At 40.5% G+C, this 20688-nt stretch carries 17 protein-coding genes; 15 read left to right on the top strand and 2 right to left on the bottom strand.

Features of this window, described 5'->3' with window-relative positions; translation table 11 throughout:
- Window positions 1-16 precede the first annotated feature (16 nt).
- On the bottom strand, window positions 17-508 hold the full coding sequence (locus RMY31_RS13700) for a hypothetical protein (protein ID WP_322657185.1): 492 nt from the start codon (window positions 506-508) through the stop codon (window positions 17-19).
- Window positions 509-1304: 796 nt separating this feature from the next.
- Here RMY31_RS13700 and mobV point away from each other — a divergent pair.
- From mobV to RMY31_RS13675, 5 genes are all read left to right on the top strand, one after another.
- Entirely contained in the window at window positions 1305-3041 is a 1737-nt protein-coding gene (mobV, locus tag RMY31_RS13695; RefSeq protein ID WP_322657186.1) for a MobV family relaxase, read from the top strand.
- A gap of 226 nt (window positions 3042-3267) precedes the next feature.
- Entirely contained in the window at window positions 3268-4887 is a 1620-nt protein-coding gene (locus tag RMY31_RS13690; RefSeq protein WP_322657187.1) for an ATP-binding protein, read from the top strand.
- Between the two features lie 3 nt (window positions 4888-4890).
- Window positions 4891-5445: a DUF192 domain-containing protein gene (locus RMY31_RS13685; protein WP_322657188.1), complete on the top strand. Its 555-nt coding sequence runs from the start codon at window positions 4891-4893 to the stop codon at window positions 5443-5445.
- A 458-nt stretch (window positions 5446-5903) separates the two neighbouring features.
- Window positions 5904-6062: a hypothetical protein gene (locus RMY31_RS13680; RefSeq protein ID WP_409877911.1), complete on the top strand. Its 159-nt coding sequence runs from the start codon at window positions 5904-5906 to the stop codon at window positions 6060-6062.
- Window positions 6035-6994 carry a tyrosine-type recombinase/integrase gene (locus tag RMY31_RS13675; RefSeq protein WP_322657189.1) on the top strand — a complete coding sequence of 320 codons (960 nt, stop codon included), beginning with the start codon at window positions 6035-6037 and terminating at the stop codon, window positions 6992-6994. Before RMY31_RS13680 ends, RMY31_RS13675 begins: the two co-directional genes overlap by 28 nt.
- Window positions 6995-7114: 120 nt before the next feature.
- On the opposite strand, the gene RMY31_RS13670 is transcribed toward RMY31_RS13675, so the two are convergent.
- Window positions 7115-7747 (bottom strand): hypothetical protein, encoded by a 633-nt coding sequence (locus tag RMY31_RS13670; protein WP_322657190.1) that lies wholly within the window; start codon window positions 7745-7747, stop codon window positions 7115-7117.
- 553 nt (window positions 7748-8300) lie between these two features.
- Between RMY31_RS13670 and RMY31_RS13665 the strand changes: the two genes are divergently transcribed.
- The 10 genes from RMY31_RS13665 to RMY31_RS13620 all read left to right on the top strand — a co-directional run bounded on the left by RMY31_RS13665 (window position 8301) and on the right by RMY31_RS13620 (window position 20678).
- Window positions 8301-8903 (top strand): hypothetical protein, encoded by a 603-nt coding sequence (locus RMY31_RS13665; protein WP_322657191.1) that lies wholly within the window; start codon window positions 8301-8303, stop codon window positions 8901-8903.
- 234 nt (window positions 8904-9137) lie between these two features.
- On the top strand, window positions 9138-9446 hold the full coding sequence (locus RMY31_RS13660) for a hypothetical protein (protein ID WP_322657192.1): 309 nt from the start codon (window positions 9138-9140) through the stop codon (window positions 9444-9446).
- 74 nt (window positions 9447-9520) lie between these two features.
- Window positions 9521-12367, top strand: coding sequence for a hypothetical protein (locus RMY31_RS13655; protein WP_322657193.1), 2847 nt, complete (start codon window positions 9521-9523; stop codon window positions 12365-12367).
- A gap of 98 nt (window positions 12368-12465) precedes the next feature.
- On the top strand, window positions 12466-13155 hold the full coding sequence (locus RMY31_RS13650; RefSeq protein WP_322657194.1) for a hypothetical protein: 690 nt from the start codon (window positions 12466-12468) through the stop codon (window positions 13153-13155).
- Between the two features lie 123 nt (window positions 13156-13278).
- Window positions 13279-14397 carry a hypothetical protein gene (locus tag RMY31_RS13645; RefSeq protein ID WP_322657196.1) on the top strand — a complete coding sequence of 373 codons (1119 nt, stop codon included), beginning with the start codon at window positions 13279-13281 and terminating at the stop codon, window positions 14395-14397.
- 20 nt (window positions 14398-14417) lie between these two features.
- The gene (locus RMY31_RS13640; RefSeq protein WP_322657197.1) at window positions 14418-15215 is read left to right on the top strand and encodes a hypothetical protein; all 798 of its coding nucleotides are present in this window, start codon (window positions 14418-14420) and stop codon (window positions 15213-15215) included.
- Window positions 15212-16762 (top strand): TrbI/VirB10 family protein, encoded by a 1551-nt coding sequence (locus RMY31_RS13635; RefSeq protein ID WP_322657198.1) that lies wholly within the window; start codon window positions 15212-15214, stop codon window positions 16760-16762. The genes RMY31_RS13640 and RMY31_RS13635 overlap by 4 nt, the downstream gene beginning before the upstream one ends.
- The gene (locus RMY31_RS13630; RefSeq protein WP_322657199.1) at window positions 16759-17520 is read left to right on the top strand and encodes a hypothetical protein; all 762 of its coding nucleotides are present in this window, start codon (window positions 16759-16761) and stop codon (window positions 17518-17520) included. Before RMY31_RS13635 ends, RMY31_RS13630 begins: the two co-directional genes overlap by 4 nt.
- Window positions 17517-18731, top strand: coding sequence for a hypothetical protein (locus tag RMY31_RS13625; protein WP_322657200.1), 1215 nt, complete (start codon window positions 17517-17519; stop codon window positions 18729-18731). Before RMY31_RS13630 ends, RMY31_RS13625 begins: the two co-directional genes overlap by 4 nt.
- A 144-nt stretch (window positions 18732-18875) precedes the next feature.
- The gene (locus RMY31_RS13620; RefSeq protein WP_322657201.1) at window positions 18876-20678 is read left to right on the top strand and encodes a type IV secretory system conjugative DNA transfer family protein; all 1803 of its coding nucleotides are present in this window, start codon (window positions 18876-18878) and stop codon (window positions 20676-20678) included.
- The last annotated feature ends 10 nt before the right edge of the window (window positions 20679-20688 follow it).

The following is a 20688-nucleotide window of genomic DNA, read 5'->3' as shown; positions in this document are numbered from 1 at the left end:
GTGTATTTCCTCCTCTCTAGCTGTTAAAACCCAACGCTCTGTTAGCAAGAATCATTTCTTGTGGCTGTTCCATTTCCATACATCCCTCATCATCATCATCGTCATATTCTTCATCATCTTCTTGCTGGCTAGAGCTTATTTGTTGAGTTTCGGCAATGCTTTGCAGAATCGATGCGTGTTTTTCTTCCCCTATAGCGAATGCTTGCAGTTCTACGTTTGATGCCCTAACTAATGAATCGGGAGTAATCCCACAAATTCTCCGAATGATATTACTTTGCGCTTCTAACTCACTAATCGCCCAAATCCCAATTTGTCTTAATTCTTCTCCACGTACATCTAAGGAAAACAAAGCTAAAGGTAGCCAATACTTTTTGAGCGTAGACATGAGTAATTCAGAAAAATCTTGGTCTAGCTTCAATGGCGTAGATTTTAAGTAACTGATAACTTGTCCATCTAATGTATCAGTTGTGCGCCTAATGGAAATTATCTCTTGTTTTATTTCCTTCATTGTTCTTCCTAAAGCAACTAAAACTACATTTGTAAGTTTTTAACTACAAATATCTTGATTACTAAACTCAACTTCAAATCCCTGTCTAATTAAGTTCATTAATCCGATAGACTTGAAGGTGTTTTAAGTATGCTTTTAGTAACCTTTGAGACTATGCAGCAGAGGTAGCTGTAGTGGTACTTATAGAGCTACCAGTGATGACATCAAAAAAATCAATTGTTACCGTTTTTTGACTTTTCTACTGGTAGCTATAGTGGTAGCTATAGAGCTACCAGTGGCGCAACGAATTTTCTGCAATAAAATACGCTCAAACCTCTATCCAGCTTGGAATTGAGCCATTTTTTGACCTCGGTTTCATTCTCAATAAGCTTGGGGATTATTGAGAATGCATAATACTGCAATGTTACACTCATACTGCAAAAATCCTTTTTAGTTTATTAATTGTCAGTAATTGAAGCTTATTGACAATTATTGACCCTAAAAGCCTTGATTTTACGTACTTTTTCGCTCAAGTCTCTAAAAATAGCTAATTTTGTACGTAATCAAATTTTGTGCTACTAAATACTGTTGATGGACGTATGATTGGGGTAATGCTGAAGATGAACTTTAGAAATGCCTTTGGATGACTTAAAATAACCGTACTTACTACGGTTATTTTGCCTTTTTTGCGTTTGAGCCATTTCGCTTTTTACCTAAACACTAAGGAATTTAGAAGAATCAAATCATTAGGTAGCAATTGTTTCAGACGCTCAAATCGATTTTTTAGTGATTTCAGTTTTTAGCTTAAATCAAAAAGATGGCATATGCGATCGCGCGACTGAAAAAATTAAAGCACAGTAACTTGGCTGGCAGTGCTTCTCACACCAACCGCGAACGAGAAACTCCAAATGCTGACCCAACAAAAGAAAATATTCGATTCATAGGTAGTCTCGATCCCGAAGAAAGGTTAGAAGATTTAGTGTTAGCCAAAATAGCCGAGCATGAACAGAAACGAAAGATTCGTACCGATGGGGTTTATGCCGTAGAATTTCTGCTTAGTGCCTCGCCCAGTTACTTCCGCCCAGATTGTCCAAATCAAGCAGGGTATTACGACCCCCAAAAGTTAGATGATTGGCTAGAAGCAACGCACCAGTGGTTAGCCGATGAATACGGAGAGCGCATAGTCCGCGCAGAGTTGCACTTAGACGAAGCGACTCCTCACATTCATGCTTACTTTGTGCCTGTTGATGACGAAGGACAATTGCGCTGTAATCATTTCTTTGATGGCAGACAGAAAATCCAGCTATTCCAAGATTCGTACTATGACACGATGCGGTTGATTGGGCTAGAACGTGGTCTAAAAGGCAGCAGAGCGCAACACCAGGATATTAAGGACTTTTACCGCATTGTGGAGTCAGGAAGAGACTTAGAGTACGATGACCTCAACTTTGAACAGTTAAAAGCCAAAGCCGCTGACCGAGACAGAGCTACTCGTTCTAAGCAAGAGATGGAAACAACAGCATTAGCTCTAGCTAGAGAAAATGAACTGTTGCAAAAACGAATTGCTCAATTAGAACGAGATAATCAGACATTGAGACAGCTTGCCTCCTATTCAACTGATTTACCCCTTGTTGATGTCGCCTGGGAGTTAGGGCTACATCACCATCACGAGCGTGGTGCATGGAAAGGCTATCACCACATCATTAATATAGATGGCAAGAAATTCACTGACCTTGACCCAGGCTCTCCACTAGAGGGAAATGGTGCTATTGATTTAGTCATGCACGTTAACTCTTGCAATACAAGGCAGGCGATCGCATGGTTGTATGACCGATTTGGGTCAGCTCTTGCAGAACGAGCAGCCCTCGCCCAAGCTCGTCAAGTGGCATCCGAGATTATCCAGCTAGAACCTCGCCCCAACTTCCAGCTACCAGTTGAGGACAGAACCAACTGGCAATTAGTTTCTAATTACCTCACCCAAAAACGGAGCATCCCACCAAAATTTGTAGAACTTCTACACCAACGGGGGCTGATTTATGCTGATGATCGGCAAAATGCTGTGTTCGTCATGCGGAATCTTGAGGGGATTCCCCAAGGAGCCTTCTTGCAAGGGACACAGAACAACACTTTCAAGGGTTATCTTAAAGGCACTAAGCGCCGTGATAGCTGGTTTTACTTTCATTTAGGCAAAGAGCCTACCGCACCAGCAGAAAGATTAGTGCTTTTGAAATCGCCTATTGATGCCATATCTTTTGCCATGCTGGAATATCAAGTCAAAGGCGGTTTACCACCCACTAGAACACTCTTTCTGGCAGTCGATAGCCCTAAAAGCTTACCAGTAGAGCGATTGCAAAATATTCCGATTGTGCAAGTGGCTTTTGACGGTGATGACATTGGTAATGCCAATGCACGGGCTGTTAAGAAATTGCTGCCACAAGCTAAAAGGAACAAATCTAAAGCTACTGACTGGAATCAGGAATTGGTTAATTTCTCTTGTAAATTGCAACAACATCGTTATCGTTTACCTCAATTTCACCCAGAATTAGAACTGTAAACTGCCTAAGTCAAACTTCGCTCACACGCATCAGCACAGCTCGCTATTGCCAACTACAAATTGCGAATTGCGAATGGGAACAAGCGAATTGGAATTGACTCCTGCATTCTTCTTCCTTTAATTCGTAAAAGCAATAGCCAAAAGTACGAAAAATAAATCGTACTTTCAGCTATTGCTTTTATTTTCAAAACTTTTATTATCTGGTTGGCTATACTACGTCAAACCAATGAGTTCAACATTAGTCAACCAAGTATTTGACCTGATAAAACTGAATAATAAGTTGATTGCCATAGAATCTCCCCTGCAAGAGAGAATTAAACTTTTCAAAAACCTTGCCAGTGAATGCCAACAAAAAAACATTAACTGCTACCTGTGGACACTGGAAGATGATGCACTGCATCAGCTGGTTATCAATGAGCAGGATTTGATTTTACAACCTGTAAGCCAATATCAGGCGAGCGCCAAAAACCGACGCGAACATTACTTTGAAATTCTGCGTTTTTGGAAAACCACTGAACTTGAAGGCATTCTCATATTAGAGGGGATATTCCCCTGGCTAGGAGAATCAACCACTGACCCCGATTTTTTCTTAACTGCTGAGTGGATCAAGTCGGCTCTCATTAACCTCAAGCTCTACAACCGTAACTCACAAAAGACTGCTATCCTTCTGGGGCCAAACGCCAGTTTGTCATCTGATATTGCACCGGAAATACCCATTCTTATTCAACAGTTGCCAACCGTTGAGGAAATCAGCACTCACTTGCCTTTGATGCTACCCAACTACAGCCAAACGGAAATTTACTCTGTAGCGATCGCATCTGCCGGGATGTACTTGGCTGATATTGAGTATGGCATCAAACAGGCACTTGCTTCTGGATTTTCTACTGCTCAAGAACTGCTCGAAAAACTAAGAGCTTACAAAATCGACCTGTTCAAGCGAGTTTACAATATTGAGTTTATGCAACCACCAACTATCTCAGTTGGTGGGCTGGAACTGATGCAAGAAGCCTTCAAGAAATACAAGCGCCTCTTGACTCCACTGGCTAAAGCTTACAATCTTCGCCTACCCAAAGGTATTTTACTGATCGGCCCGCCCGGTACTGGAAAATCTTACTCGGCTAAAGCTTGTTCTGGGCGCTTGGGACTTCCCTTAATTATGGTTGAATGGGGCAGCTTTCGCAGTTATGGCAATTTGGCTGAGTACAAGCTGAAAAACTTGTTGGCACTGGTAGACCGAATCAATCGTGTCATCCTGTATTTGGATGACTTTGATAAGGGATTCGCTCTTGATGATGACTTGTCTAGGCGGCTGGCGGGGATGTTGTTAACCTGGATGCAAGAGCGAACTAGTGAAGTATTAATTTTGGCTTCAGTGAATCGCTTGGATTGGCTACCACCAGAACTGACTAGAAGTGGTCGCTTTGATGACATCTTCAAGGTGGATTTACCTAATAACGGAGAACGCCACTCTATTTTCAAGATTCACTTAGCTAGATTTGACAAGCGTTTCCGTAGTGGAGATGGTTTTACAGAAGAAGAATGGCGGAGATTGCTCAAAGCCACACATCGCTGTGTCGGCGCTGAAATTCAAGCGATTGTGGAGAGAGCAGCTATTTCTACTTTCTGTCAAATGTTTCCAGATAATGTTCCACCTGTGGGTGAACTGCCACCGCTATTAATTACATTGTCCGCATTGTTAGAAGCAAGGCAGAATATTAACCCTCTGGCCATCCGCGAAGCTGACAGAATTGAAGGTATACGAAACAAAGCTGATTTACAAGGTTTGCCGTCCAGTCCCGTGGACTCTTCTATATATAGTGTCGGCAATATCGATATTTTTGGGTAACTTATGCAGCTTAGAAAAATCCGTTCTCAAAATGACTTATTTGGTGAGGCGCTAAAACTTCTAAACTTTCTTGGGCCTGTCGCTGGAGTATCAATTATTGTCGCTTCAACAAGCATTTGTTACTTACAAACTCGACCCCAGCATTTACCTGTCACTCATACCCTTACCCACAACAGGCGGACATTTCAGTTGGAAGTTGCCACCACAGCAGAGGAATTAGAGAAGGGGCTGAAGTTTCGCTCCTCCTTAAGGGGCGATCGCGGAATGTTATTCATCCTCGGCAGAGAGTACAAAGATGTCCCCTTTTGGATGTCCCAAGTCAAAATTCATCTGGACATTATTTTTCTCAAGGACAATGTGGTGACAACTGTGGTTTACAATGCTCCACCCTGTACCGAAAATCCTTGTCCAATTTACAAGGGCAGGGTTGCTACCTCTGTTTTGGAACTCACCCCTGGTGCTGCCAAAATTCGAGTTGGTGACAGGCTCAATATCCAGCCCGTTTTACCTAAGAATGATATCGGTTTTGATAGCAAAACTCCAGTTGCTGGAAAATGATTTGTGGGATTACCACTATTGCTGTGATATCAGTATTGCTATCGCCATTGTGTGGACGACAGTAAAGACAATATTCTACACGAATCGACTTTCAGCGCTGCGTTCAAATTTAGCGTGTGGAATACAGTGCAGAAATTCATCTATATTCATTAGCCCCGTCCTGAAATTTTTAGGACGGAGCAACACAGTTGTCAGTTTGTGTGCGATGAGCTACAACGGGGCCTATCCCGGAAGCAAATTTCCAGAAAACCGATCTGCTCACCCCGTTCATTCTTTAACTCTTGCTGGGAGTGTTGGCACTTTACTTGAGATTTTTCACTTTCTGGGTCACAACTTTCATCTCATGTGAAACCCGACATTGATAAGCCTTTGAGAAAATATCAGCCAAAATAAGTTATGGAAACTGGACTTTACCAAAACTATTTTTAGGGATGAGAGGGCGATCGCCTATTAGACTTGTGTACGGAGATAAAAAAGTTCTACCTACAATTTCTGGCCTTAGCCCCAAGGCGATCGCGTGCATCGTATTGGTGAGAAGATGGAGATGTACCCTACCTGATACAGAAGGTGTTGTGGCGCAACACGGAGCATGGCAGAACAATCGACAAGACAAATAGATTTAGTGCTGACCACACCGCCGCCTTTGACACTTCATCCTGCGGCAGTCTATTTGTCTAGTTTGACTGCGGGTTCACGGCGGACAATGCAAAAAGCACTCAATGTCATTGCCCGATTGTTGACAAAAGGTGAATGCGATGCTTTGTCGTTAGATTGGTCAAAGTTAAGCTACCAGTATACAGCAGCAATTAGAGCTATATTAATGGAGCAATATTCTCCAGCGACAGCCAACCGAATGCTTTGTGCTTTACGGCGAGTGCTAAAAGAAGCTTTACGGTTAGGGTCGATGAGTGCCGAAGATTATACTCGTGCTGTAGACCTCAAAAGAATAAAAGGCGATTCCCCGTTACGGGGAAGATTATTAAAAACCGAAGAAATTGCTAGGCTTTTGCACGATTGCTACCTTGACCAAAACAAAATTGGGATCAGAGATGCAGCACTGATTGCAATTCTAAGTGGTTCTGGGGTTCGACGTTCTGAGGCTGTAGCCTTAGACAAGAAAGATTTTCACCGAGAAGATAACTCGTTGAAGGTACGCAAGGGGAAAGGGGGAAAATACCGCACTGTGTATTTGCCACCAGGGGCAGTTGCCGTTTTGGATGATTGGCTCAAGATTAGAGGTAAATCCCCAGGAGCTTTAATTTGCCCTGTCAGGCGTGGCGGACACATTCATATCCGCCAGATGACAGACCAAGCTGTGATGGCAATAGCCCAAAAACGCGCCGTCAGTGCAGGGATAGAACGTTTTAGCCCTCATGATTTTCGGCGGACGTTTATCACTAGATTACTAGAATCTGGTGTTGATGTTTTAACAGTCTGTGAACTAGTCGGTCATGAATCTCCAGCGACAACTCAAAAATATGATTTGCGGTCTGAAACTGCTAAGCGTCAAGCTGTTCAGTTTTTGAACGTGCTTTATGACCAAAACTAGGCTGAGTGGGTGTAGAGTCGGCAAACTACCCGAAGTCAAATACAAGAATGGTTGCAATTAAAAAAATTCAGCTATTCTGACTCCTGAATTCAGGATAGCTGAATTCTTTGTTGTTAATACTCAAGAGTTACTATTGTTCTTTTCCCAGTCATTAAATGATTGGCAATCGTCACCACCAAGCAAGCCTAATGTCTGATAGTCCCTTGTCAGTTCGACATTAGCAACTTGCTGACGGATTTTACTCTCTTTTTCTTCTTTTGAGAGACGTTCGGCTTTGATATTGCTAGATGTAACTGGGGCATTTTTATCAACAACAAATCCTCGCACCTTGTATAACTGCTCATTCTTAGGCGTTCCTGATGTTAGGCATCCTCTTGATTTGATAAAGGCAGTAGCATATATTACTCCCGGTGATATAGGATTGGTTTTTTGATCCACTTGAACCTGTCCTATAGGGCCCCACATAAATAAAGGTTCTTGAAATCCCTGAGTGGTAGGTTCTTTCGCCTCATCACATCCACCGTTGAACTTCCGAGCCAAGTTTACCTTTTTATCTTGGCAGACCTTCCAAGAAACTCGATATATATCAGGAGTACTGGATATCAAAGCCTTGATTTGTTGTTCTTTTTCGGCTCTTGCTGTTTCAATCTCCTTTTTTCTCGCTTCTGCTGCTTTCTGTTCTGGTGATTGGCACGATACTACAGCAATACTTAAAAGTGAGATAAGTGCGCTAATCAAGTATTTTTGATTCATATTCGATAAACTTTGCGCTTTACAAAAGTTTTTAGTTAATTCAAAGCGCAGATTTCTCTTTAAGTAAGTATAGAGCTTGCAAATATATTTATATTGACATCATTTAGATCGATATTAATCCTTAATTTTTCTTCTTTCAAATATTTTATTTGAAGGGGGAGGGTTTGAAGCTTTTATTCACAATGAAAATAGTGCAACTTGTAGGCACAACAGCTTAACGGGACATGGCACGTAGACCTTTCTATATTTTGTACCCCCAAGGAGCGGTACGACCAGCATGACCCAAGCCTTTATCAATGAACAGCCCCAGCCTCAAACTTTGTCATCTCACTCTCATCGCATTGCTCCCGTGCCGCCAAAAGTACGATTTTTTTCTCGTACTTTTGGCGGCTAATTGCTCTTTTAGTCGCCAAAAGTATGATTAATTTATCGATATTTCGGCTATATCTTTTTTGAAAAAAGGCTTGAATAATGTTCTAGGTAGTTTAGTTGGAGGTGAATTCTTACAGCTAGACTCCATTCAACTGAGAGTAAGTTATTCAAGTAAAGATAAATGCATACAGATTACAATACCGAAGGTTTTACCAATACAGCAGTGCTAACTCCACCCAAAAATCACAACAGGATGAAGAACAGCACACTCATTCTAATGGGTATAACAGGTGTGTTGATGATCGCATCCATGTCAATCCACAATATTTTAGTAGGTGGATTGATGATTGCAGCAGCTATCATAATTGCACTGCCAAAACAATCTCGATACCTGCTGACCAATTTTGACAAACTACAACGCAAGTACGGCATCAATCTCTACGCAATTTTATTCTGTATTCTTGCAGTAATTTGTGTACTAGATTTCGCTAGCGCTCCCGCACAAGCACAGTTCTTTCAAAACGCACAAACCTGGATGACTACCAACTTTGGGAATGGAGGTAATGCTCAAACAACAGCAGTAATTACATTATTTTTTAATGTGCTAAGGGGGTTATTTTTGCTGTATGTGGGCATTTCCCTTGTTCGGATAATTCAAGCAGCTCGAAACGATGAAGATTGGCAATCTCTTGCCAGAACTCCACTAATTATAGTGTTGGCAGTTCTTGTAGGAGATTTAGTAACAAGTTTAATTATTGGTACTGGTGGCGCTGCGGCAGTGTAATCAATGAAGTCGGAAGTCGGAAGTCGGAAGTCGGAAGTCGGAAGTTGGGAGCCATTCGCTTGCAGACAATTCGCTCATTAATAATTCAAAATTCAAAATTCAAGAAGGGGAAGTAATTTTGAATTTTGCCCCCGTGAATTTTGCATTGTTCTGACTCCTAACTCCTGAATTCTGTTTTGATAACTTTTCTCCCCTCAGAAAGTTGAGTTAAAGCCAATTTAATGGTTTCAAATTATGAGAAATGAACAGAGATTTAGGACTGTAAATAGAATTCTAGGAGACAGACCCAGGCTAGGGCCATTTCCCGCTGACCAAATATTTCCTTGGTCATTAATAGTAATACTCAATGTATTTGTGTTCAACTATATGCTGAAAGCAAGTTGGTTGGGAACTGGATTGAGTATTGCTTGGGGGTGGGCTACTTGGTGGGTTTTATCCTCAAACAAAGATTTTTTTGGTAAGTTCGTCAATGTTCCTCGAATTAGCAGAGGCTATATGCCTTATAGGACATTAAAAAAATCAGGATTAAAAGGCAATAGGTGAAGCAGTGTGGTCTTGGGGGTTTCCCCCATGAGCAACTGCTGAACCCGAAGGGCAATAGAGAAACCATAATTAAAATGAAATTTAGTAAGTCGAAAGTTACTGATAAATTAGGTAAGAAAGCTCTAGAAACAGAGCAGATTAACGTTGTCAAAACACTGACACCTTTTGAGGACATTATTCATTTAGCAGGGATTTGTGACCTCAACTTAGGAGGTAGGAAAGGCATCGGAGCATTGATTCTCAAAAAAGGTGAAGATATTCAAATTAAGTTCTGTTTCGATTGTCTAGGGATTCACCCCAACTTACCTCAAGAGCAAATATTCCCAATGTTTGATGGCATAGAAGCCGGACTGAAAGAAATTCCTGAGCGCGAATTTCTCACTATACACTTAGGCTCTTTCACTGACGACTATGAAAGGCAAAAGCAACTCAAAACCTTAGAACAAAACTGTGCAATAGACTCTCTGAAACTCTTGATTCGTAGTGAGAGACTACGCACCCAAGAGCTAACTCAATCTGGAAATCGTAAGAATAAATTCTTGAGATTATGGTGTACCTATACTGTTGCCGATGATGATGGCAAGAATTCCGACTTGGTTGAATCTCTGATTAAAAAGTTAGAAAAAGGTTGGTATAGCTTCACTGGAGAAATTCATTCGTTTAACAATCTTAGAATTGAAAATATTCTGAAGAACTCGTTTAACGATGGATTTTTGCTGTGGTCATCCATACTCAGCAATAAAATGAAGCTTGGAATTCAAGTTCTGAGTGCAGAAGAACTATGGTCGGTCATCTGGCAACAATTCAACTATTCTCAACCAACAGCCATCCCTAACCCTTTAAAGATAAACGAAGTTACGGGACTAGTCGAAACGCAGACGAGTGATTTTCATATCCGACATCACATGCTCGAAAACGAGCAATCTGTGCCATTTTTTGATAGAAAATGGGTCAAAATCCAAGACAAATATATTGGAGCGCTCAATTTCAGCCAAAAGCCAGGAGGCTGGATTGACGAACAAGCTCAACTGCGTTATCTCTGGGAGCTAATTTCTAGGGATAGTATTTTTGATACAGAAATCTTTTGTCAGCTAACAAAAGCAAACCAAGGCATCACAAAAACTAATCTACAAAGGCTGACCAAACAGTCAATCACTTCTACCACACTATCTAGCGGCAAAGGTAACATCGATGTTCGGTCAGGATTGAATATTGAAGAGTCTGTAGAAGCCCAAAAGACAATTTACAAAGGTAGTGTTGTAGTTCACACAGCTACTGTTTTTTTGATTCACAGAAAATCTACACTCCAATTAGATGAAGCTTGCCGTTATTTGGCTAGTTACTTCTTACGACCTGCATCTGTTGATCGCGAAGTAGAGTATGCCTGGAAAATATGGTTACAGTGCTGTCCTACGGTGTGGGAGCCTCTGTTAACAAAACCCTTCAACCGCCGACTGCCTTACTTCAGTTGTGAAGCTCCAGGGGTTATGCCTTTGATTCGTACTGCCACAGGCGATCGCTCTGGTTTTGAGTTAATCGCAGAAGAAGGCGGCACTCCCGTACACTTGGACTTGTACAAGAATCACAAAAACCTTGCACTTTTTGGGGCGACTCGTTCGGGTAAGTCAGTATTAGCAGCAGGGATTCTGACACCCGCGCTTGCCCAAGATATCCCAGTAGTAGCCTTGGACTATCCCAAACCAGACGGCACATCTACTTTCACCGACTACACTAATCTACTTGGCTGTGATGGCGCTTACTTTGATATTTCCAAAGAGTCAAATAACTTATTTGAACTGCCAAATCTGGGAGGGATGGAGCCAGAACTGATTAATGAGCGGTTGAATGATTTCAAAGAATTTCTCAAAAGCGTCCTAATGACCATGATCGTTGGTACTAGCATGATTGGTGTTAGTCCTTCGATGATTACTAATATTGAATCAATTATTGCTCTTACTCTCAAAACTTTCTTTAATGATGATGAAATTAAACTCCGCTATAAAGCAGCATTATCAGCTGGAGTAGGAACTAAAGCATGGACGGATACCCCAACGTTACAGGACTTTTATCAATACTGTTCGCCTGCCTTTATTAAATTGGATTCAATTGCTAGTAATAGTCGAGATATTTTAGAGGCACTAGAGCAAATCAGATTACGTTTAAATTACTGGCTAACTACCAGAGTAGGTCAATCAATTTCACGCCCTTCCAGCTTCAGAACTGATGCCAAGTTATTAGTATTTGCTCTCAAGAACTTATCAAGTGAAGCTGACGCGGCAATCTTAGCGCTCAGTGCTTATGCGGCAGCTTTACGTCGCGCTCTTAGCTCAAAAGCTTCTATTTTCTTTCTTGATGAAGCACCAATTTTATTTCAGTTTGAATCAATTGCTGAGTTAATTGGCAGATTATGTGCTAACGGTGCAAAAGCTGGTATCCGCGTCATTCTCTCTGCACAAGAACCGGAGAGTATTTATCAATGTAAAGCAGCTGCCAAAATCTTTGCCAATATTACTACCCGATTAGTAGGAAGGATTCAATCATCGGCAGTAGATCCTTTTGTTACTCGATTCAAATACCCTTATGAAATTATTCGAGTAAATAGTACAGAAGCTTTTTATCCCAAAAATTCGGGCATTTATTCACAGTGGCTATTAGATGATAACGGCAAACTCACTTTCTGCCGCTATTATCCAGCGCACTGTTTGTTAGCAACTGTTGCTAACAACCCACATGAACAAGAACTGCGTACTCTTTTCCTCAAAAAATATCAAGATAATTCTCTATTGGGGATAGTCAGATTTTCTGAGGATTACATCAGAATGATTCGTAGTGAAGAACTGTCTGTTGAAGCTCAACAATTGCTTTATCAGAACTCAGCACCCAGAAGTCATCAGTCAGAATTTACTAAAAACTTAGTCTAATTAATAGCTTAATTCATCATAGTTGTTCTAATGTTTTAACTAAGATAAATTCTGATTTTTGACTCCTATATTCTTCCACAAAAGCTAGGAGGTACAACATGAAAATTCAATCCAAAAAAGTCATTGTTATCACAGCTATTACTTTGATTATAAGTAGTACTTTCATGGTAGCCCCAAGCTACGGCTTACAAATTGACAATTTCCAGAAGATTATAGCTCTCATAACCAAGATTAGAACAGCTTGGGGAGAACAAGGTCAAGAGGCAGAAGATTCAACTAAAGATTCGGTTGGAGACATGGATGAGCCAAATCCAATTGCAGCCAGTGAAGATTTCAAGGATAAAACTGCTGATACCGAATCGTTACCGACAGCCCAAGAAAAGGGTGAAGCTTTGCAAAGAGCGATCGCTAGATTAAAAATTGAAGAAGCTTTAGGAAAAGAGGGGCAAGGGGAAACAAAAGCTAAAGTTGATAATAACTTACAAGTTGCACAAAAAGCTCAATATCTTGCTGATGAAGCACAAAATATGGATGCTTCTCAAAATATTCTTAAAGTATTAGCCGCACAGAATGCACAAATTGTCGGCATGTTGTCCAACCAACGTACTGATTCATTGCAAAGACGGTACGACACAGTTCATTCAAATATGATGCTGACTCAGGTTGCAGAAAACTTAGCTAGCCAACGTATTGAAGAAGATTCAAATACTACAGGGGTAATTTCGGTCACTCATGAATTAATCGGAATGTCACGCTTAGATCCAACATATATTGATTCTCAACCTTGAGTTAAGAGGCAGAAGGGAGAGTTTGCCCTTGAACTTTCCTCTGCTACTAAAAGCAAAGAAATGTTTTAACCCAACTGTCAGGCTGACATTCCCTTGATATTTTACATTTTCCGAATTAGTACTATGCTTTTACTCAATTATTTGTTTGCACAATCTCAGTTTGCTGGTGGCGATTTAATTGAACAAGCAGCAAAGACAGCAGATTCATTAGCTCAAGGATTTAATGAGCTTTGGACAGAAGTTGTTACAGGAGAATTGTATGCTGCCCTTTGTAATGTCGGAGTGTTGTTTGCGGTTGCAACATTTGTTTTTTTCATGGTTGAATGGACAAAACAAATGTTAAGTGGCGAAGAACAAAGAGCCTATACAGATTTTATTTGGGTACTGATAGTTATCGTTTTGTTAGCGAATAAAGGAAAAATTTTAGGAGATAGTACTATAGCTATCAGAAATTACATCAACAATACTAATACTGTAGTTTTACAACAAGCTGCTGCTGGAACTAATTTGAGAGGTGCTTTTCAAAGAGCCGTGGGCGTTGAAGGAGTTCGCGGTGCTATTGGTAACGAAATTCAAAACTGTAGAACTTCATCACTAACGCCTGAAGAATCTATTAAATGCTTAGAAGATGCTAAACAAAGGTTAAGACAACAATACCCTGATTATTTTCGAGAAAATGATACTGTTTTTTCTCCCATAATTCAAACAATTGATAGGGTTATCCAAGCTCCTATAGATGCTCTTAACAATAAAGCTAATCCGCTGCAAGTACTTTTTTCTCCTTTCAGCGCATATATAGGTTCACAGGTAATTCAAATCGTTTCTATAGTTTTACTAGGATTAAATGGTGCATACCAATGGGGTATAGAACTGACAATGCTAGTTACAGCATTCCTTGGCCCTTTGGCTGTTGGCGGTTCTTTATTACCTTACGGTTCCAAAGCTATTTTCGCTTGGTTGATTGGATACTTTACTGTCGGTATGGCAAAGCTTTCATTCAATATTATTGTAGGGTTTGCTGGTCAGTTGATGGCTACATCCCGTGCCGATCAGCCTTTATTTTTTCTGTTCACAATTGGAATTATCGCTCCTTTTTTGGCTACAGGTTTAGCAGCAGGTGGTGGACTGGCAGTATTGCAACAAATCAATAAAGCAGCTGAGACTTACAGTACAATTGCTATTGATATTAGCAAAGCAATAGCTACTAAAGGTGTTAGTTTGGCTGAGAAAGTCAGCAAATAGGATTGAATTAGGATTGAATCATGAAGATAAAAAACCAAAATATTACTAAGCCGAAGCCAGAGCCATTGCAACTCTTAAAATACAATAAATCTGTCCCAACTAGAGTCGGAATAATTTCTCTAGCTGGATTTTCAATGGCAATAATTTCCCTAATCTTACAACTTCTCAATTATGGAGCTATTAACGTTTTAGGACGCAAACAATTAGCCCTAGTACAACTCTCTAGTGGAGACACAATTTTGGCGGCATCTGTAGAGCCTCAATCACGGTCAAATGAAGTTATTAAGAAATTTGTTTCTGACACTTTCATTAAAATGTTTAACTGGGATGGATTACTGCAAACATCCAATGAAAAAGGAGAATCAATTACTAAACAAGACACTGGAGTAGATGTAGGTAGAATTGAGCGTTCTAACGGTAGAGTAGCTACCAAAGCTTACGAAGCTGCATTTGCTATTAGTGAAAATCAAAATTTTCGTGCGGCTTTTTTGCGTAAGCTAGCTCAAATGACACCAGCAGAGATATTTAATGGTAATGCACAAGTCTCTCTTATACCTCGCTTTGTCTCTGAACCCCGCCAAATCAAAAATGGAAAGTGGGAAATAGACTTCATAGGTACTCTTGTTACTTTTACTAGAGAAGACAATGCTGGTAATGGTATTTCTTTTAATAAAACTATCACTGTTGAAGCCGTTAGCACTCCAAAAGTAATTCCAAATGGTACTAGTGACATGGCTAGGAAAATTTACCAAGCTAGACAGTCAGGACTAGAAATTACACAAATTATTGATTTAAATTACGCTAGTAGAAAAAGATGAGTGACATTAATTCTGATATAAACAATCTGCTTTCTATAGATTATGATGACAAAGATAAACGTACTTTAGTTCCAGAAGAGTTGGAACTCAATAGTTTACCAGTAATAACCAAACATACAGTAGTTACTTCTCCCTGGTCAAGGTTAGGGATAATTGCCGTTCCTTTTGGTCTAAGTTTTTTAGCTATATTTTGGCTGCTCAACGGAATTTTCAATCCGGCTCAACAGCCAATCAAAACGACTAAACAACAACAAAACTCATCTGAAACTTTAGATAAGGTTGAGCAAAAAGATGGTGATGTTTATGCTCTTCTTGCACTTGACCAGCAAGAAGAGGAATTGAGCAAGATTAATTCCTTGAATAAAACTCAAAAGCCTCAACTTATCCCTAAAACTAATAGAACTCAAAATATAGCTTCAAATCCTACTCCACCAACCCCACGTCTGGTTCAACGTTATAACCAACCAGAAACACTCAAGACTACTACTACTAGCCGCACGAAAGAACCGCTACGTAGTTTTGTCAGTGCTAGAGCAAATCCTACTTCTTCCATAACTTCTATAAAACAAACAAAAGCGCTAGACCCGACTGCTGAATTTAACCGACTCCGTAACATTGGCTCATTTGGGAGAATAGCTTATGTCGATAACACTATTGGTGAATCTCAAATTGCCGATCCGCTTGAGTCATCTCAATCACTAGATCCCGCATTACTCCCGGCAAAATTACAACAGTCAGGTTTAGACGCTAAACTTACCGATAGAGAGCAAGAAGTTACAGAAAACTCTATTGAAAAAATCCTCCCCAGGTGGCAGTTGCAATCCTTAGCTACCAAATCCGTCACTGAGGCTTCTTACTATTTGCCACAAGAAGACCAAATCATTGAAGAGCGACAAACTCGTTATTTAACTGTAGGTGAGTTTGCTAGCGGGGTTTTGGTTACTCCAGCAGTCAAGCAAGATAGAAAAAATAACACGCAACTAACTGACGATGGCAAGAGATTTGTTGCTAAACTGACTCAAGACCTGCGCGACAACTATGGTAATGTGGCAATCCCGACTGGTAGTTTGTTGGCGGTTGAGGTGGTGTCAGTCGATGGTGGCAATGCCCAGCTACAAGTAACTAGCATCATCAAAGACAAAACTGAATACCCAATTAGCTCTGGAGCGATCGCGGTGTTGGGATCGGGCGGGAAACCCTTGATTGCCAAGAAGTTTCAAGGTATTGGTGGTGAAATCGCACGATACGACCTGACTGTTGGGCTGGTTGGGGGATTGGTTAAAGTTGGTGAGGTTATCAATCAGCCTGATGTCCAGCAATCTATACAAAATGGAGGTATTGGTTTTTCTAGTAATACCACTATTCAAAATAACCGACGCAACATCGGTGGTGCATTCTTGAATGGTGCATTTGGCAAGCTGGGCAACGTCATTAGTAATCGTGCAGAACGCTCCAATCAAGAAATCTCTGCTCGTCCCAATGTTTGGTACATAAAAAAGGGAACCAAAGTTACATTTTTGGTCAATCGCACCCTGGAGTTGCCATGAAAAACTTACTTGGTGCGATCGCCCTTCGAGCCGTGCCTTTAGCAATTATAGTTGCTTGTTGCCATCCTATAGATGCACTCGCTTCACCTGTAGTTCGCACCATTAAACAAACTCAAGCTAGTGGTCAATTTGCCAAACTTCAAACTATCAACGTCTGGAGTGGTCATGGTGTAGTTATTTCATTTTATGAAGTCAGGGAAAAGATTCAGCGTGTATGGCTAGATGACCCCTCGCAAATCCTGATTGACACAGATGGCTGCTTAAAAGGTATTGACCAAGATTGTCCTAATCCTGGTGCTGGGTTAATCCACCTGCGACGCATCAAGAAAGTCAATATTCCTGGTTTACCACAAACACCAAGCACTTTGCTGACAGTAATCACGCAGACAGAAAGTGGCGAGCGCAAGGCTTACAGTTTTCGTTTGGCTGCTTCTAGTGGCAGTCCTAAATATAGTCAAGTAGTAATTATTAACGATGTCGTTAATCAGGATAAGAAAGTCCCTTCACTTCAACCATTAGTAATCACTTTTAAAAATGTACGTGAATTGAGAAATGGACTAAATATTGCCATTAGAAATAAGTGGCTCCGTCCTTCAGATGAGTTACACCAACGGCTACAACGGTTAATCACTTATCTACAACAGGGTATGGACATTAATACTGCTGCTGATAAAGCTGTTGTCTCTATTCAATTAGTTCATAAACTAACTGCTCTTGGTAGTAGCTCTCCTTTTAGAAAAACTAGAGGTGGAATATGAAAACAAAGGCTCAATCACCAATCAATAATAATCTTCTCCGTTACTTACTATTATTTGGTTTGCTGGGTGGATTATTCATTCATAGTTTTTGGAGGTACGGAATCCTCAACCAAGCCATTGGATTTCTTCTGCCTAAAGCCTCTGCTCAAGTTCCTTTTGTTAAATCTGCCAATGGCTTTTTTCCTGACTGGTCACGCCTCAAGTTCAGTGACATGATTATCACTTCTTCGGGCAGTGTCACTTATCCAGGCAGTCGAGGAAATGAAACTAGAGTCTGGAAGGCTGGACAAAGTATTGGGGAATTTATGGAACTAGGGGATTTTGAAACCCCTCAGTTACAGATAGAAAAACTCAATGTTTCAACAATAGTTGAAGCATCAGGATTAAATTTAGATGATTTGAAACTTTCAGATTTTCAATTACTGAAGTGGCAGACACTACCCGATTTAGTGAAAGCTAACCCTGATTTAGCCGATGAGCTTGTTAACAGTGTCAAGCCAATTAGTGATTTTTTAACTCAACTTGGTATTCCTGATACTGGCACAATAGGTAATGTCTTGTCTTTTCACAACTCACAGCTACTTAATGCAGAATTGGGCAAGTTCATTAATTTAAAATTTTATGACTTGAAATCAATTCCTAATATTCAAAATATACCAATTAATCATTTTGCTAATTGGCAAGATAGCAAAATAAATGGTGTACCAGGATTATCTAATCTTACCTGGGATAATCTGCCTGGACTACAAACACTTGACTTATCATTTATTGGCAAAGTGGATTTAGTACTCAGGGAGATTGAAGCTAACCGGACCCGCTCCATTTCTGGCAGTTATCAAGAGGGGTTTAATGTTCCCTGTTTGCAAGATAATTGCGCTCATGCAGAGATGTCCGGCATTGGCAGAACTACTGGTGTGCAATGGATTTCTGGTAAATATCAAAAAGTCAGAGGTGGTTTTGGGATTCTCAAAGCTCTCAATGGAGGTCAAGAACCTACTGGTAGAAATCCTTTTGGTTCTGCTTTTAAGCAAGTGGTTTGGGATATTGATGAAGCAAGCGGTTCTATGGAAACTGCTATGTTTTTTAGAATCTGCAAAACTATTTTCTTTGTTGGTCGTACTTGCTCTCCTTACTTCATCGGCCCTGTTCCTTTTATTGAATATAAAGAAAAAGACCCGATTATTTTTGGTAAACCCGCTTCTCTGTTTTAAGAGAGCCAAGTCGCTTTGCTCCAATTCGCTCATTCGCTCATTCAAAATGACAAAGCCTATGTCTTGAGCTAGGGGCTTGTATCCTTAATTAAACAAATCGCTCACTGAAGAAATAATTTTGCATTTTGAATTCCCAAAATGGCCATGAATAAAGATTTTCAATTTGCATCTACAACCAAAAATCAACCATTTATTTTCGAGCAATTACAAGACCCTCACAGTGATATTGGTAGATACACTCAGCACTTATTTACACCAAATGGGTTATCAGTTTTAAGTATATTGGCTGCTTATATCCTGATGAGAGTATTCTTCGGTAATGACTCTAGTAAGAAGAAAATTGCGACTAGTTACTGGGGAGGAAGTAAAGAAACTAGCACAGCTAAGAAAAAGGCACTTCAACAAATAGCCAATCCCAAGTGTGATAGTGCCGCACTTTATATTGGTAAGCATCATTTTAAGGGTACTCAAAAACAAAAAGGTAGTGGTAGTACCTTCTACATTCCTGATGTACAAAGGGGTACAGCCGCTATCGGCGCTCCCGGTAGTGGCAAAACTTTTAGCGCGATTAACCCGATGATTTACTCGGCAATCGATCAAGGATTCCCTATAATCGCCTATGACTTTAAATTTCCGTCACAAGCCAAAATCGCTGCTTATGCTAAGAGTCAGGGTTATGATGTTCATATATTCGCACCGGGATTCCCCGAATCTGAAGTTTGCAATCCCCTCGACTTTTTAAGAGATTCTTCTGATGCTGAAACCGCCCGACAAATTGCTACTGTCATTAATAAGAACTTCCGACTTTTGAGTAATAGTAATGAGGATGGTTTCTTTGCGCCTGCTGGCGACCAGTTAACCCAAGCCATCCTGATGTTAACCAAAGAGTTTGGAGAGCGCGCTGATGTGATGACCAGCGCTGCCATACTCTCAAGCGAACAAATGGTACAACGCCTGATGGCTGCTAATCTAAACCCGTGGATTAAGATTGCTTTTGGTCAATTGTTCAGTTCGGCAGCTAGTGAAAAGACTGTCGCTGGGATTGTCTCTACTGCCAGCATCATGTTTACTCGCTTCATGGCTAAGAACACCTTGGGTTGCTTTGTTGGTAGGACAACACTGCCCCTTGAAATCAAAGGTAAGCAAATGATTATTTTTGGTTTAGACAGGGAACGCCGCGATGCGATCGCACCTTTGATGACTAGTATCCTGCACATGACAATTGCCCGAAATATTGCTAAGAAGCGTCTTGACCCGTTGATAGTTGCACTTGACGAACTACCTTCTATATATCTGCCCGACTTATTCAAATGGCTCAACGAATCACGTTCTGAGGGATTCTGCGGCATCCTCGGTTGGCAGAATATGGGGCAGTTGGAAAAGAATTATGGTCGGGAAGTAGCGAAAACTATTCTTGGTGCTTGCAGTACGAAATTTATTTTCAATCCAGGTGAAAACGAATCGGCACAATTATTCTCCAGCTTTCTCGGTGATGAAGAAATCAAATATAAGCATAAAAGTCGTTCGACGGGTGGAGGGAAACCCAGTACTACCACTAGCGAACAGGAAAAGACTAAGAAACTATTTGAATCAGCTCAGTTTCTTAAACTCCTAGCAGGTAAATGTGTATTTATTAATCCTGCTTACTCCAACAAACAAGAGGGGTCAGTTCCTTTATTAAAATCTATCAAAATCTCCAAAGTTCTTGAAGATATTGAAGAATACAATCAACTACATTGGCAGAAACTTGTCTCACATCTAGCTCGTAAAAGTACTCAGCGATTTCCAACTCAACAAGATTTAGACTTAAGGATTGCTGATATTAATCGTCGTTTTCCTATACCTCAAAACTCATCTGAAGCTCCTCAAAATTCTTTACCTTTAGATATTTCTGAAGTGAGTTCCTTAATGAGTGCAGAGTCAACAGATTCAAATGTATTTATTTAGAAGTATTCAG

This window comes from Dendronalium sp. ChiSLP03b (genome assembly GCF_034531165.2).
GTDB lineage: Bacteria > Cyanobacteriota > Cyanobacteriia > Cyanobacteriales > Nostocaceae > Dendronalium > Dendronalium minutum.
This window is presented reverse-complemented; position numbering and strand designations above follow the sequence as displayed.